Consider the following 13,935-nt stretch of genomic DNA (forward strand, 5'->3'; position numbering starts at 1 on the left):
AGTAATTTGGCGGCTTCTAACACGGTTTTTGACGCTGGACTAGGTGGGCAATACCCCTAGCAGCGAAAAACACCTGAAAAAAGCAGGAATAGACTCGACTACGGCGTGAACATAGCCCCCCGTCTACCGGGCTTATATCCTTTCACCCTTGCACCGATCAGCCTGCCATATGTTTTTACGTATTCTACTTATCAAGCCGTACCGCCTTCCAGTGATACCGCCCATCCGATAACTTTATGCTTACGCGGCCCAGGCATCGGCTGCGCATAACGTATTAAATAAGGAGACCCGGATGTCCGCCAACCCAGAAGTGTCCACACCCACTGCTTGCGACGGTGTAGACGAGCGCCTGCCAACGGCGCGCCTGGCAACCCTTGGTTTACAGCACGTCATGGTGATGTACGCAGGTGCAGTTGCTGTCCCCCTGATTATTGGCGCCGCCCTGGGCCTGACCAAAGAACAGATCGCATTCCTGATTAATGCTGACCTGCTGTGCTGTGGCCTGATTACCATCATCCAGGCTCGCGGCTTGGGTATCTTCGGCATCAAGCTGCCGGTGATGATGGGAGTGTCTTTTGCGGCAGTCAGCCCCATGATTGCCATTGGCCTGGACCCTCAACTGGGTCTGCCGGGCATTTTCGGTGCCACCATCCTGGCCGGTATCTTCAGCATTGTGATCGCCCCGGTATTCAGCCGTCTGATGGGGCTTTTTCCGCCCGTTGTGACTGGCATCATCATTACCGTCATTGGCGTGACGCTGATGCGTGTGGGCCTGAACTGGATCGGCGGCGGCTCTCCAACGATTACTGACCCAGCCACTGGCCTGTCCATGCCCAACCCTGAATACGGCTCGTTGGAGAACCTGGCCATTGCTTTGATGGTACTGACCGTCATCTTGCTGATCACCAAGTTCGCACGCGGCTTTCTGGCAAACGTAGCGGTGCTGATTGGGCTGCTTGCGGGCTTTTTCGTTTCACTGGCCATGGGTCGCATCACCTTCGATGGCCTGGATCAGACCAGCTGGTTTGCCGTGGTGACGCCCTTTCACTTCGGGGTTCCCACATTCAGTTGGGCACTGCTGGGCGCGGCGGCAGTATTGTCACTGATCATGGTGGTCATCATGGTTGAATCCCTGGGCATGTTCCTGGCACTGGGTTCCATCTGTGGCCGTCCTACTGACCGTGAAGCGCTGGTGCGTGGCCTGCGCACTGATGGGCTGGGTACGCTGGTCGGTGGCATCATGAACACCTTTCCACACAGCTCCTTCTCGCAAAACGTGGGGCTGGTCAGCGTGACCGGCGTACGCAGCCGCTGGGTATGCGTCATGGGCGGTGCTTTCCTGATCATACTGGGCCTGTTTCCCAAAATGGCCTTTGTCGTGGCTTCCATCCCCAACTACGTTCTGGGTGGCGCCGGCATCGTGATGTTTGGCATGGTGGCTGCCACCGGCATCAAGATCCTGATGTCTGCCAACCTGAATCGCAACCCCTACAACCCCTACATCGTGGCCATCAGCCTGGGCTTTGGCATGATTCCCCTGGTCGCCGAGCACCTGCTGGACAAGATGCCTCCCGCTCTGGCTCCCCTGCTGCACAGCGGAATCCTGTTGGCCGCCGTCTCTGCCATCGTGCTGAATCTGTTTTTCAACGGTGTTCAGAAATACGCAGATCAGGGCCACACGGTCGAATCCACTGCCGCCACCCAGGCCCGCAAGCAGGCCGACGCAGCCGAAACGACCGAAGACAGCAGCAACCATCTGGCCGCACAAAACGGCTAAGCCGCCCTCCTTTTCGAGTAAGCGCCCGACCTGAAACGGGCGCTTACTCAAATTTCCGCAGTACATACGGAAAAGTATCGACTGTCCATAATTAATCTAAGCACAGTCAGTAGCACCCCCTATCCAAAAACCAAAGCCTCAGGCCGAAAGGGACATCAGATCCCAAAGGCCTGCTTGCGCTCAAACAAAGAGGAGACACCATGAAACATCGACGCCCCGCCGCCCGTTGGGCATGCACCTTGCTGGCCGCCCCCCTGCTATCGGGCACTGCTCTGGCCGCAGACTGGAGCGACACGTTCCTGGGCTATCGCTTCAGCACGCAATACACCGAGCCCATGAACGATCGGACTATCCAGAAGCACATCCTGAGCCTGACGCACGTCAACGGCTACAGCCTGGGACAGAACTTTTTTAATCTGGATGTTTTGCAGTCCGACCGCTACGACCCGTCCAGCGGAAATGGCAGCAATGGCGCCACCGAGTTCTACGCGACCTACCGCCACCAGCTTTCCATGGGCAAAGTGTTCGACAAGGACCTGGGCTTTGGACCGGTCAAGGACGTAGCCATCACGGCAGGCTTTGATCTGAACACCAAGAACACCGCCTTTGCACCTCGTAAGCGTCTGCTGGTGCTGGGCCCGACCTTCAAGTTTGATGTGCCCCGCGGCTTTGTCGATCTCAGCCTGATGATCGGTAAAGAATGGAACCACTGCGGCCTGGGAGCACCAGCCTGCCCCGATAGCCGCCGCTCGTTTGACCCTCAGTTCATGGCTAGTCTGAACTGGAACCTGCCTTTCGAGGTAGGCGCCTTGCCGCTGAAGTTCCAGGGTTTTGCCAACTATGCCAGCCCCAAAGGCCATGACTACGCCGGGATCAGCACCAAGTCTGAAGTCCTGGTGCGTACCTCCCTGATGGCGGACGTAGGCAAAGTGGCCTTCGACAAGAAAAACACCCTGTGGGTGGGCATTGGCTATGAATACTGGCACAACAAATTCGGCAACCGCTACATGGCGAACGGCAACCTGAAGCCCGGTATTAAAACCAGCGCTCCGACCGTACAGGTGGAATGGCATTTCTAAGCAGGAGACAAGAAAAAACCGCTTCTCACAGCGGTTTTTTCATCAGAAAACAGCCCCCGTCTAGAACTGCACCTCGCCATCCCAGTAGCCTGGCGTGTTGTAGATGACTCGCAGGTAATCGATAAAGCGCCGCACCTTGGCGGGCAAATAGCGTTGCTGCTGATACACCGCCTGAATGTCATAGCTGGGGACTTCGAACTCATTAAGCACGGTGACCAGCTCGCCTCGCTTGAGTTCGGGCTGGATCTCCCAAGTGGACCGCCAGCCTATGCCCCAGCCCTGCTTGACCCAGTTAAAAAGCAGCTCACCGTCATTGCAATCGAGGTCTCCATCGACTCGTACCGCAAAAGGCCGGCCATCACGCAAAAAGGTCCAGCCCCGCTGCTGCCCGCCCTGCAAATTGAACGCCAGACAATTGTGACGCGCCAGGTCCTCGGGCACACGCGGCACGCCGTGGCGCTCAAAATACCCGGGCGTACCACACACTACCCGACGGTTCGGATACAAGCGCACCGCCACGTAATTGGGGTCGGTGACCTCGCCAATCCGCAAGGCCATGTCATAGCCTTCGCGCACCAGATCGACCACGCTGTCCGTAAAGTTAAAGGACAGCTTCAGTTCGGGATAGCGTTTTTTAAAGGACAAGGCATGCGGGGCTACATGGCGCCGTCCAAAGGCCGCCGGAGCCGATACCACCAGGTGCCCACGCACCACCTTGCGCTGGGCGCTGATGCTGGCCTCCGCCTCCTCAAAGTCTTTCAGGATCTGCTTGCATTGCTCCAGAAATTGTTCGCCCAAATCCGTCAGGGTCAGACCACGAGTGGAACGGTGCATCAAACGTACGCCCAGACGCTGCTCCAGTGCATCCAGGCGACGGCCCATGACCACGGGGGTCACGCCCTCGACCACGGAAGCAGCCGCAAAACTGCCTTTTTCAGCGACCAACGCAAAACTTCTAATTTCGGTGTAACGGCTCATTCAATACTCCAAGTATCGATAGAAACAATCGTACCACCATTTCTAGGCAGGTCTATCACTCCTTATTATCGAGTTGTGAATTTCGTCAAACGATGATCTAGGAGATATCAATGGCTCGAATGAGAGCAGTGGACGCCGCCGCCGCAATTTTACGTAAAGAAGGCGTGAGCACCGTATTTGGCGTGCCCGGCGCCGCCATCAACCCCTTCTACTCCGCGTTGCGCAAAGAAGGTGGCTTTGATCACATTCTCGCCCGCCACGTGGAAGGTGCCTCCCACATGGCCGAAGGTTTTACCCGTGCCAATCCCGGCAATATCGGCGTGTGCATCGGCACATCCGGCCCCGCTGGCACAGACATGATTACCGGTCTGTACTCCGCATCGGCTGACTCGATCCCGATTCTGTGCATTACCGGCCAGGCCCCTCGCGCCCGCCTGTACAAAGAGGATTTCCAGGCTGTGGACATCGAATCCATTGCCAAACCCGTGACCAAGTGGGCAGTGACCGTTCGCGAACCCGATCTGATCCCGCGTGTGTTCCAGCAAGCCTTTCACATCATGCGCTCGGGCCGCCCCGGTCCTGTGCTGATTGATATGCCTATCGACGTGCAGATGGCCGAGATCGAATTCGATCTGGACACCTACTCGCCCCTGGAAGCGTACAAACCGACGGCCACCCGCGCTCAGGCTGAAAAAGCCATCGAACTGCTGAACGCTTCCGAGCGTCCGCTGATCGTCTCCGGTGGTGGTGTCATCAACGCCAACGCCTCCGAGCTGCTGCAAGAATTTGCTGAACTGGTCAATGTGCCGGTCATCCCGACCCTGATGGGCTGGGGCACCGTGGCTGACGATCACCCGCTGATGGCCGGTATGGTCGGACTGCAAACCTCGCACCGCTACGGCAACCAGACCTTGCTGGCATCGGACTTTGTATTTGGTATCGGCAACCGCTGGGCCAACCGCCATACCGGTTCGGTTGACGTCTACACCGAAGGCCGCAAGTTCGTGCACGTGGATATTGAACCCACCCAGATCGGGCGTGTGTTCGGTCCGGACCTGGGCATTGCCTCGGACGCCGGTGCTGCGCTGAAACTGTTTATTGAAGTGGCCAAAGAGTACAAGGCTGCCGGCAAGTTGCGTGACCGCGCCGCATGGGTTGCAGAATGCCAGAAACGTAAAGCCACCTTGCAGCGCAAGACCAGCTTTGACAATGTGCCCTTGAAGCCGCAGCGCGTTTACGAAGAGATGAACCGCGCCTTTGGCCCCTCCACCACCTACGTCAGCACCATTGGTCTGTCGCAGATTGCCGCCGCCCAGTTCCTGCACGTGTACAAGCCACGCCACTGGATCAACTGCGGTCAGGCAGGCCCACTGGGCTGGACCATTCCTGCCGCTTTGGGTGTGGTTGCGGCTGACCCAGGCCGTGAAGTGGTGGCCATTTCGGGCGACTACGACTTCCAGTTCATGATTGAAGAGCTGGCCGTGGGCGCACAATTCAAGCTGCCTTACCTGCACATTCTGGTCAACAACGCCTACCTGGGTCTGATTCGTCAGGCACAACGCGGCTTTGAGATGGACTATTGTGTGCAACTGGCCTTTGACAATATCAATGCCCCTGAAACCGAAGGTTATGGCGTGGATCACATCACCGTGGTGGAAGGTCTGGGTTGCAAGGCCATCCGCGTCCACAAACCCGAAGACATTCAGCCTGCCATTGAACAGGCTCGTGCATGGATGAAAGAATTCAGCGTGCCGGTTGTGATTGAACTGATCCTGGAGCGCGTCACCAACATTGCCATGGGCACCGAACTGCACAATGTGACAGAGTTCGAATCCCTGGCCGAAGCGGGTATTGACGCCCCCACCGCCATCTCGCTGATGGACTGATTGCTGATTTAAAAAACGGAGTAGCACTATGCCAAAATTTGCCGCCAACCTGACCATGCTGTTTAACGAGCACGACTTCCTGGATCGCTTCCAGGCAGCGGCCCAAGCCGGTTTCAAGGGAGTGGAGTACCTGTTCCCCTACGCCTACGACAAACAGCAGCTGGCTGACAAACTGCAACAACACGGTCTGACCCAGGTGTTGCACAACCTGCCTGCGGGCGACTGGGACGGCGGCGAGCGCGGCATTGCAATCCTGCCCGAGCGTGTGGGCGAATTCCAGGACGGCGTTGGCCGTGCCATCGAATACGCCACCGCGCTGGGCTGCAAACAGGTGAACTGCCTGGCCGGCAAACTGGCCGACGGCGCTGATCGCGAAGTGGCCCACAAAACGCTGGTCAGCAACCTGCAGTTTGCGGCAGCCAAGCTGAAAGACGCTGGTCTGCGTCTGCTGGTTGAACCCATCAACACCTTCGACATCCCCGGTTTCTACCTGAATCGCACCGAACAGGCTGCGGCTCTGTTGCAGGACGTCGGTTCGGACAATCTGTTCATTCAGTACGACGTCTACCACGCCCAGCGCATGGAAGGCGAGCTGGCCAACACACTGAAAAAGCACCTGGACAAGATCGCACACATTCAGATTGCAGATAACCCCGGTCGTAACGAACCGGGTACGGGCGAGATCAACTACGCCTGGCTGTTCAAGTACATCGACAGCATCGGCTATCAAGGCTGGATCGGCGGCGAGTACAAGCCCGCTGGCGTGACCAAGGATGGCCTGGGCTGGATGACGGAGCTGACAGAAGTCACCGCCTGATCGTCGGATACCTGCAGATAATTATTAGGAGATTACACAATGGCTAAAATCGGTTTTATTGGTTTGGGCATCATGGGCGCACCCATGGCGGTCAACTTGATCAAAGGCGGTCATGAACTGTTCGCCTACACCCGTGGCGACTTCCCCAAAAGCGTCAAGGAAGCAGGCGCTACCGTTTGCGAGAATGGCGCCGAAGTCACCCGCCAGGCTGACATCATCATCACCATGGTTCCCGATACCCCCCACGTGGAAGATGCCCTGTTTGGTGAAAACGGCGTGGCCGCGGGCCTGAGCGCTGGCAAGATCGTGGTGGACATGAGCTCCATTTCCCCGGTCGCCACCAAGGACTTTGCCGAACGCATCGTCAAGCTGGGCGGCGAGTACCTGGACGCTCCCGTCTCTGGCGGGGAAGTCGGCGCCAAGGCCGGCTCCCTGACCATCATGGTCGGTGGCAAGCAGGAAGCCTTCGACAAGGTCAAGCCGCTGTTCGAACTGATGGGCAAGAACATCACCCTGGTGGGTGGCTACGGCGACGGTCAAATCACCAAAGTTGCCAACCAGATCATCGTGGCCCTGACCATTGAAGCCGTGGGCGAAGCCCTGTTGCTGGCCTCCAAGGCTGGTGCCGATGCTGGCAAGGTCCGTGAGGCCCTGATGGGCGGTTTTGCCAACTCGCGCATTCTGGAAGTTCACGGCGAGCGCATGGTCAAGCGCACGTTTGACCCGGGCTTTCGCATCGAATTGCACCAGAAAGACCTGAACCTGGCCCTGACCACCGCGCGTCAGCTAGGCGTGGCTCTGCCCAACACCGCTACCGCACAGGAGTTGTTCAACACCTGCGCCGCGCACGGTGGCGCTGCACAGGACCACTCCGCGATGGTCCGGGCCCTGGAGATCATGGCCAACTACGAGATTGGTCAATAAGACCGGTTCAAGGGGGTTCCCGCCCGTGCTGGTTTGCTGCATGCACCAGACCAGCACAGGCGTGGCCTCCAGCAAGCGGGCTGCAGCCCGCTTTTTTTACCGCCGGACCTCACCAGGACAGCCTGCACTCCCCAGGGGGGCAGCAAGTCCCAGTGATCTCATGAAGGCGTGTTGTAGCGCGGTAAGATGGTCAGTTGCCATCGCTCTGCCTTAGGATTGACCCATGAAGATCGAGCCACAAGACTTACTCAGCAAAATGTTTCAGGCTGCCGTCAACGCGGCTCAACCCGAACACTGCATCCCGCCCTACCTGCCCGATGCTCCTAAAGGACGCACCATTGTGATTGGCGCCGGCAAGGCATCGGCAGCGATGGCCCAGGCGCTGGAGCGTCACTGGGACAAAGGCCCCATCAGCGGCGTGGTCGTCACCCGCTACGGCTACAGCGTACCCTGCGACCACATCACCATTTTGGAAGCGTCTCACCCTGTGCCTGACCAGGCTGGCGAAGATGCCGCCCGCGAAATTTTGCGAACAGTCAGCAATCTCACTGAAGATGACCTGGTGATCTGTCTTATTTCCGGCGGCGGTTCGTCTCTGCTGCCTTTAGCCGGGGAAGGCATTACCTTGGCCGACAAGCAAGCCATCAATAAGGCCTTGCTGAAATCGGGCGCCTCGATTGGTGAGATGAACACGGTGCGTCGCCACCTGTCGGCCATCAAAGGGGGGCGTCTGGCGGCGGCCTGTGCGCCTGCCCGTGTCCTGAACCTGCTCATTTCGGATGTCCCGGGCGACCAGCCCATGGACATCGCGTCGGGCCCCACGGTGGCCGATCCCACCACCTGCGCACAAGCGCTGGACATCATTCAGCGCTATGGCATTGACATCCCTGCCGCTGCCCGTGCCCGGCTGGAAAGCGGCGAAGGCGAAACCATCAAACCCGATGACCCTCGCCTGGCTCATGTCACCACCCATCTGGTAGCCACGCCGCAACTGGCTTTGCAGGCTGCCGCTCGGGTCGCCCAGGCCAGCGGTGTCCACCCGGTCCTGTTGGGCGACAGCATTGAGGGCGAGGCCCGCGAGGTCGGCAAGGTCATGGCCGGCATTGCCCTGAGCGTGGCCAAACACGGGCAGCCCGCCCAGGCTCCCTGCGTCCTGCTCTCTGGCGGAGAAACCACCGTGACCTTGCGTGGCCAGGGCCGTGGCGGTCGCAATGTGGAGTTTCTGCTGTCCACGGCGATCGCCTTGAACGGCGCAGCCGACATTTATGGTCTGGCAGGCGATACTGACGGGGTAGATGGCCAGGAAGAGATTGCCGGTGCCTTCTGCGGTCCCGACACATTGGAGCGTGCCTGGCAACAAGGTATACGCCCCAGGGCCAGTCTGGACAATAATGATGGTCACGGCTTTTTTGAAGCCCTGGACGATGCCTTGGTTACGGGTCCGACCCTGACCAATGTCAACGATTTTCGCGCAATTCTGGTTTTATCCCCTAGCGATTAACGCTTTTCTTAAAGGAAATGGACATGAGAGACACAAAAGCACTGACCCTGACCGATGTCAAAAAAATGGCCGCTGCAGCCGAGCAAGAAGCACTGAAAAACAACTGGGCCGTCAGCATCGCCATTTGCGACGCGGGCGGTCATGCGCTGTGGATGCAACGCATGGATGGCGCTCCCCTGATGAGCGCCCAGGTTGCCCCGGCAAAAGCGCAAACCTGCGTGCTGGGCGGTGGCAAACCCAGCAAGGTCTTTGAAGACATGGTCAACAATGGTCGCTTTGCCGCTCTGTCCATGCCCATCACACCACTGGAGGGCGGCGAGCCAATCGTGGTGGACGGTCAAGTGATTGGTGCTGTCGGCGTGTCCGGCGTGAAAGCACCCGAAGACGCTCAGATCGCCCGCGCCGGTATCGCTGCTCTTTGAGCTATCGATCCCCCTAAGGACAACAACCCATGAAACGTCAACGTCATTCCCGCATTCTGGCTACCCTGGGTCCTGCCAGTTCTACGCCAGAACGCATTCGTGAACTGTTCGAGGCCGGCGCTGATGTGTTCCGCCTGAACTTCAGCCACGGCACACATGAAGACCATGCCGCGCGCTATCACACCATTCGTCAGATTGAAAAGGAAACCGGTCGCAGTATCGGTATTCTGATGGACCTGCAAGGTCCCAAGCTGCGCGTTGGCAAAATGAAAGATGGCCGCGTGACACTGGAAACCGGCCAGAAATTCCGCCTGGATCTGGACCCCGCCGAGGGAACCAGCCAGCGTGCCTACCTGCCTCACCCCGAGATCTTCGCGGCTCTGGAAGACGGGACAGACCTGCTGCTCGATGACGGCAAGCTGCGTCTGCGTGTGGACAGCTTTGGTCCGGATTTTGCAGAAACCACGGTCATGGTCGGCGGCCCGCTGTCCGACCGCAAGGGCGTGAACGTACCCGGCGTGGTACTGCCTATCTCGCCTTTGACCGAAAAAGACCTGATCGATCTGAAATTTGGTCTTGAACTGGGCGTAGACTGGGTTGCCCTGTCCTTTGTACAACGTCCTGGCGACATTCGTGAAGCCCGCGAGCTGATCGGCGACAAGGCCTGGATCATGGCCAAATTGGAAAAGCCACAGGCACTCGAACACCTGGAAGAAATTGTCCAGCTGTGCGATGGCGTGATGGTGGCACGTGGCGACCTGGGCGTGGAAGTTCCACCCCAGCGCGTGCCTGTGTTGCAGCGCCAAATCGTGCGTACTGCCCGCGCGGCAGGCCGTCCGGTAGTCGTCGCCACACAGATGCTGGAATCCATGATCACCTCGCCGGTTCCCACACGCGCCGAAGCCTCCGACGTGGCTACCGCCATCTACTCGGGTGCTGACGCCGTCATGCTGTCCGCCGAATCGGCCTCCGGCCAGTTTCCGTTGGAAGCGGTATCCATCATGGACAGCATCATCAAGGAGATCGAAAACGATCCCAGCTGGCGCACCATTCTGGAAGCCAACCACAGCACGGCAGAAGCCAGCACCGCAGACGCGATCTGCTGCGCCCTGCGTCGTGTGGCCAGCATTCTGGAACCCGCAACGAATGTGGCCTACACCACCACCGGCTTTAGCGCCTTGCGCGCCAGTCGTGAACGGCCCATCGCCCCTATCCTGGCACTGACGCCCCGTGTGGAAACCGCACGCCGTCTAAGCCTTGCCTGGGGCGTGCATGCCATTCCCTGCGAGGATGTCAGTGATCTGGGCGAAATGATCGATCATGCGACTGATATGGCAGCGCAACACGAGTTCGCCCAGGGCGGCGATACGATCGTGATGATTGCCGGTGTCCCCTTTGGCACCAGTGGACGCACTAACTTGCTGCACGTGGCGACCGTCCCACAAAAGTAAGTTCGTCCCAAGCAGGTCAAAAAAAACCTTGTCCATCACTATGCTGGACAAGGTTTTTTTACCGTCAGGCGCCAGCATCATGCATGGACATAACAAGCCCTAAGAACAAAGTTGCACGGATACAGGCAAAAAAAAACCCGAGATCTAAAGATCTCGGGCAAATCCACCAAAGGAGGAGGGTGGAGGAGACAATCGTGGCAAGTTGGGCTACCAGATACAATATCGAGCCAGAAAGCTAAGGGTTATTACGCTTGTTTTTCCTGCTTTCTTTTCAACATCCAATAACTAAAGTCTACCTACAAAAATGGTGCAATGCAAGATAAATACCGTGGAAAACCCTTAGACGCTGATCTTGTCGCTTTAATACATCAATTTCCTAGCGCAAATTCTTGATCGGGTATCTAGTCGTTAACCCTAAGCCGCCGAAACAGGGTTCAAGAGCGGCAGTCCGACATCAGGCAAATCAGCATAATGCCTGCATTTTGCCCTCTCATAAGACCGCAATCGTGCACCTCTCCCGTGCCTCACTGCCCATGCGCACAACAAGTGAAACGCTGACAGGACAGGTCGCTTCGGAAATGAATACCTCGCCAAATCACTGGGTTAGGCTATGGGACACGCTCGCGGACTCACAGCGGGCATACAGGTCGACTTCAATGAAGGATGGAGTGCCACTGTTGTGCAATGCAATCCCATGTTTGAAGAGCGCGACCGTGGAATTGCCCGCCTGACTGGCGAAATTCACACAGACAATGACTACATCAGGGAATTGCGTGCCGCATTGGAGAAAGTACAGCCCGTCAGCGGTCTGTACCATCGAGACCGTGACAAGTTTGTCGAGCTTCACAAACAAGAAAAAGCGCAGCGCGAGCGTCTGGAGCCCCTCATCGCGGTGGCCCGACCGGTATAGTATCGATACTGAGCGTTTCGGGCGCTGAGGTCCCTTCTAGGCCGTTGATGCACCGGACCCGGTCCAGGCTGCTTGCCTGGCTCCCCCTGCGCCTGGAATTTCTGCGTGCCCTGCACCTGCATTGAAAAGCGGGCCCGTCATGGGCCCGCCTCTACCGCCAGAGAATCAGACTGAAGATCTGCTTTTGCCACGCTCCCGGCACAAGCATTACAAACGATACGCCGTGGTCGTCATCACTTTAGACATCATGCGCATCAGGGTCTTCACCGGAGGTGGCAAACCCACTGCCCCGTGATTTTCTGCCGTACGCCGATGTTCGATCTCGTCATCCCGCATTTTCTCTACGATGCGGCGGGAACGATGATCATTAACGGGCAAAGACTCCAGGTGACTTTCCAGATGCTCTTCCACCTGACGTTCGGTTTCGGCCATGAAACCCAGGTTATACGGCACACCCGCACGGCTGGCGAGCAAGCCCAAGGCAAAAGAGCCGGCATACCACAAGGGGTTGAACACGCTGGGGCGGCTCTCCAGTTCACGCAGACGGTCATCGCACCAGGCCAGATGATCTACCTCTTCCTGCGCGGCTTGCAGCAGCACCTCCGTTGCCTGGGGATCTTTGCACAACATGGCCTGACTGCGATACAAGGCTTGAGCGCAAATTTCGCCCACATGGTTCACTCGCATCAGTCCAGCGGCATGACGAGCCTCGTCGACGCTGATCTCGGACACTTCCTTGCCTGCCGGATTGGGACGTGATGCTCGGGCCGAACGCCCAAGGACTTCCAGAGCCCGATTGGTCTCGCCGAGAATCTGATCAAAAAAGTTATTGCGCCGGTACAAGCGGGTATCGCTGTTGGAAACAGTATGGCTCATAGGGACACCTGCAAAACAAAATAGAGGGGTATTATTGCCGCAAAAAGGCGATCACAGCCTTGCTTTCGGACAAGAGCCACAGCAAAGGCAAGACACATGCCATGATGACCAGACCTATGCCGGCAATTTCCTGATCGGACTGCAGATAGAAATTACACAGGCGAACCGGATTGTCGTAATACAACAAACCTACAATCGCCATCATCCAGCTGAAGTTACCAAAAAAGAACAAGCGAAACACCAGATGGGCGCGACGCCAGGATTCCATGAACACCATGCCCATCAGCACCAGGCCAATATACTTGGCCGTTGCCATGAGAGGCGACACCAGAACATCGTCCAGCGCTTTGGGGACCATCCAGTAAGCCGCAGCAAAGCTGACCAGGATCAAACCGGGCAAACCGTATTCATTCAGGGCGTAGTAGGGACGCAGCAAGGACTGCACAAAGGCCGAGCGGCCCACACCCTGGTAACGCAAGGCCGACTGCAAGGCGACACCGGACAGGACCAGTAGCGGGATATGAACCAGCATATGCAGGCTCATGGAGGCAGTCAGGGGGCGGTCCCAGTATGCAGCAGCAGCAAACAGCACGGCGGCCAGCAACGCCAGTGCGCTGCCCAAATAGGGACGTATCGTGGAGGGCGCAACAACACGTTTCAACGACATTACCGGTCCTCCTTCTTGTCCAGGTCCTCTAAGGCCCGTTTCGCATAGGCCAGGGCCAGCATGGGTTCGCCATAGTCCACGATTCGCCCCAGGCGCGGCTCGGGGCTGACGACGTGGTAGGCCGCATTATGCTCGTACTCGTCGAAGGGAGCGGGAATCACGATGATGCCAAAATCATCCAGTACACGCTGGCGCTGTTCCCCTGGCATCATGGTCACGAACTGCCAGACAGCCGGATCGGCTTTCATGGTTTTGCTGTAACGGCGCAAATGATCGGGCGAATCGGTAGGATCGAAGCTGATACTCAACAGGCGCACACGGTCCTGCAGGCCTTCGTCCAGAATTGCTTTTTGCAGCTGCTGATACTCCGAGCCCATCGCCAGACAAAGCGTGACGCAACGGGTGTAGATGAAGTTGACGATGGTGATGCGACCATCGTTTTGCAACAAGGAACTTAGCGGCGTACTACCCCCGGTCGGAAGCAGTACCTCTACATCGGATATCAAGCGCGGGGAGGCAGCCACGTCATTGCGACGGGCTGTCTCGGCGGTCAAGGCAGTAAAGCCTTGTGTCAGGTGGGCCAGAGCCCCGATACCCAGGGCAACAACCAGGAGAATACTTAGAAACAGTCTCATCTCTGGCCCATC

The 13,935-nt window shown here is 57.8% G+C and carries 13 protein-coding genes; 9 read left to right on the top strand and 4 right to left on the bottom strand.

The annotated features are described in order from the left end of the window. The first annotated feature begins 292 nt into the window (after positions 1–292). Positions 293–1,777 carry a nucleobase:cation symporter-2 family protein gene (locus V6936_RS10705; RefSeq protein ID WP_003803867.1) on the top strand — a complete coding sequence of 495 codons (1,485 nt, stop codon included), beginning with the start codon at positions 293–295 and terminating at the stop codon, positions 1,775–1,777. 200 nt (positions 1,778–1,977) lie between these two features. Next, positions 1,978–2,856, top strand: a complete 879-nt coding sequence (locus tag V6936_RS10710; protein ID WP_003803868.1) for a hypothetical protein — start codon at positions 1,978–1,980, stop codon at positions 2,854–2,856. Between the two features lie 60 nt (positions 2,857–2,916). On the opposite strand, the gene V6936_RS10715 is transcribed toward V6936_RS10710, so the two are convergent. Beyond that, a complete protein-coding gene (locus V6936_RS10715) occupies positions 2,917–3,834 on the bottom strand; it encodes a LysR family transcriptional regulator (protein WP_003803877.1) in 918 nt (305 codons plus the stop codon). A gap of 110 nt (positions 3,835–3,944) precedes the next feature. Between V6936_RS10715 and gcl the strand changes: the two genes are divergently transcribed. The 7 genes from gcl (at position 3,945) to V6936_RS10750 (ending at position 11,745) form a co-directional block, all read left to right on the top strand. Continuing rightward, complete coding sequence (gcl, locus tag V6936_RS10720; RefSeq protein WP_003803878.1) at positions 3,945–5,720, top strand: glyoxylate carboligase; 1,776 nt, start codon at positions 3,945–3,947, stop codon at positions 5,718–5,720. A gap of 28 nt (positions 5,721–5,748) precedes the next feature. Further along, positions 5,749–6,537: a hydroxypyruvate isomerase gene (gene hyi, locus V6936_RS10725; protein WP_131071279.1), complete on the top strand. Its 789-nt coding sequence runs from the start codon at positions 5,749–5,751 to the stop codon at positions 6,535–6,537. A 39-nt stretch (positions 6,538–6,576) separates the two neighbouring features. Next, the gene (locus tag V6936_RS10730) at positions 6,577–7,461 is read left to right on the top strand and encodes a 2-hydroxy-3-oxopropionate reductase (protein ID WP_003803882.1); all 885 of its coding nucleotides are present in this window, start codon (positions 6,577–6,579) and stop codon (positions 7,459–7,461) included. A gap of 223 nt (positions 7,462–7,684) precedes the next feature. Further along, positions 7,685–8,962 carry a glycerate kinase type-2 family protein gene (locus V6936_RS10735; RefSeq protein ID WP_131071278.1) on the top strand — a complete coding sequence of 426 codons (1,278 nt, stop codon included), beginning with the start codon at positions 7,685–7,687 and terminating at the stop codon, positions 8,960–8,962. Between the two features lie 23 nt (positions 8,963–8,985). Continuing rightward, positions 8,986–9,384 (top strand): GlcG/HbpS family heme-binding protein, encoded by a 399-nt coding sequence (locus V6936_RS10740; protein WP_003803889.1) that lies wholly within the window; start codon positions 8,986–8,988, stop codon positions 9,382–9,384. A gap of 29 nt (positions 9,385–9,413) precedes the next feature. After that, positions 9,414–10,835: a pyruvate kinase gene (gene pyk / locus V6936_RS10745; RefSeq protein WP_003803891.1), complete on the top strand. Its 1,422-nt coding sequence runs from the start codon at positions 9,414–9,416 to the stop codon at positions 10,833–10,835. Positions 10,836–11,445: 610 nt separating this feature from the next. Next, positions 11,446–11,745, top strand: a complete 300-nt coding sequence (locus V6936_RS10750) for a hypothetical protein (protein ID WP_336579841.1) — start codon at positions 11,446–11,448, stop codon at positions 11,743–11,745. A 207-nt stretch (positions 11,746–11,952) separates the two neighbouring features. Here V6936_RS10750 and coq7 read toward each other — a convergent pair whose 3' ends face one another. Genes coq7 through V6936_RS10765 form a run of 3 tightly spaced genes read right to left on the bottom strand, consistent with a single transcriptional unit; the run spans position 11,953 to position 13,923 of the window. Continuing rightward, on the bottom strand, positions 11,953–12,621 hold the full coding sequence (gene coq7, locus V6936_RS10755; protein ID WP_003803894.1) for a 2-polyprenyl-3-methyl-6-methoxy-1,4-benzoquinone monooxygenase: 669 nt from the start codon (positions 12,619–12,621) through the stop codon (positions 11,953–11,955). 31 nt (positions 12,622–12,652) lie between these two features. Further along, a complete protein-coding gene (locus V6936_RS10760; protein ID WP_003803896.1) occupies positions 12,653–13,288 on the bottom strand; it encodes a hypothetical protein in 636 nt (211 codons plus the stop codon). Next, the gene (locus V6936_RS10765; RefSeq protein ID WP_003803897.1) at positions 13,288–13,923 is read right to left on the bottom strand and encodes an SCO family protein; all 636 of its coding nucleotides are present in this window, start codon (positions 13,921–13,923) and stop codon (positions 13,288–13,290) included. The genes V6936_RS10760 and V6936_RS10765 overlap by 1 nt, the downstream gene beginning before the upstream one ends. Positions 13,924–13,935: the final 12 nt, after the last annotated feature.

The sequence above is a fragment of the Alcaligenes sp. CHO6 genome (assembly GCF_037120595.1).
GTDB lineage: Bacteria > Pseudomonadota > Gammaproteobacteria > Burkholderiales > Burkholderiaceae_B > Alcaligenes > Alcaligenes ammonioxydans.

Excerpts from the sequence above, each read along its gene's own strand:
- V6936_RS10705 (WP_003803867.1), top strand. The coding sequence starts at position 293 with ATGTCCGCCAACCCAGAAGTGTCCACACCCACTGCTTGCGACGGTGTA.
- V6936_RS10710 (WP_003803868.1), top strand. The coding sequence starts at position 1,978 with ATGAAACATCGACGCCCCGCCGCCCGTTGGGCATGCACCTTGCTGGCC.
- V6936_RS10715 (WP_003803877.1), bottom strand. The coding sequence starts at position 3,834 with ATGAGCCGTTACACCGAAATTAGAAGTTTTGCGTTGGTCGCTGAAAAA.
- gcl (WP_003803878.1), top strand. The coding sequence starts at position 3,945 with ATGGCTCGAATGAGAGCAGTGGACGCCGCCGCCGCAATTTTACGTAAA.
- hyi (WP_131071279.1), top strand. The coding sequence starts at position 5,749 with ATGCCAAAATTTGCCGCCAACCTGACCATGCTGTTTAACGAGCACGAC.
- V6936_RS10730 (WP_003803882.1), top strand. The coding sequence starts at position 6,577 with ATGGCTAAAATCGGTTTTATTGGTTTGGGCATCATGGGCGCACCCATG.
- V6936_RS10735 (WP_131071278.1), top strand. The coding sequence starts at position 7,685 with ATGAAGATCGAGCCACAAGACTTACTCAGCAAAATGTTTCAGGCTGCC.
- V6936_RS10740 (WP_003803889.1), top strand. The coding sequence starts at position 8,986 with ATGAGAGACACAAAAGCACTGACCCTGACCGATGTCAAAAAAATGGCC.
- pyk (WP_003803891.1), top strand. The coding sequence starts at position 9,414 with ATGAAACGTCAACGTCATTCCCGCATTCTGGCTACCCTGGGTCCTGCC.
- V6936_RS10750 (WP_336579841.1), top strand. The coding sequence starts at position 11,446 with ATGGGACACGCTCGCGGACTCACAGCGGGCATACAGGTCGACTTCAAT.
- coq7 (WP_003803894.1), bottom strand. The coding sequence starts at position 12,621 with ATGAGCCATACTGTTTCCAACAGCGATACCCGCTTGTACCGGCGCAAT.
- V6936_RS10760 (WP_003803896.1), bottom strand. The coding sequence starts at position 13,288 with ATGTCGTTGAAACGTGTTGTTGCGCCCTCCACGATACGTCCCTATTTG.
- V6936_RS10765 (WP_003803897.1), bottom strand. The coding sequence starts at position 13,923 with ATGAGACTGTTTCTAAGTATTCTCCTGGTTGTTGCCCTGGGTATCGGG.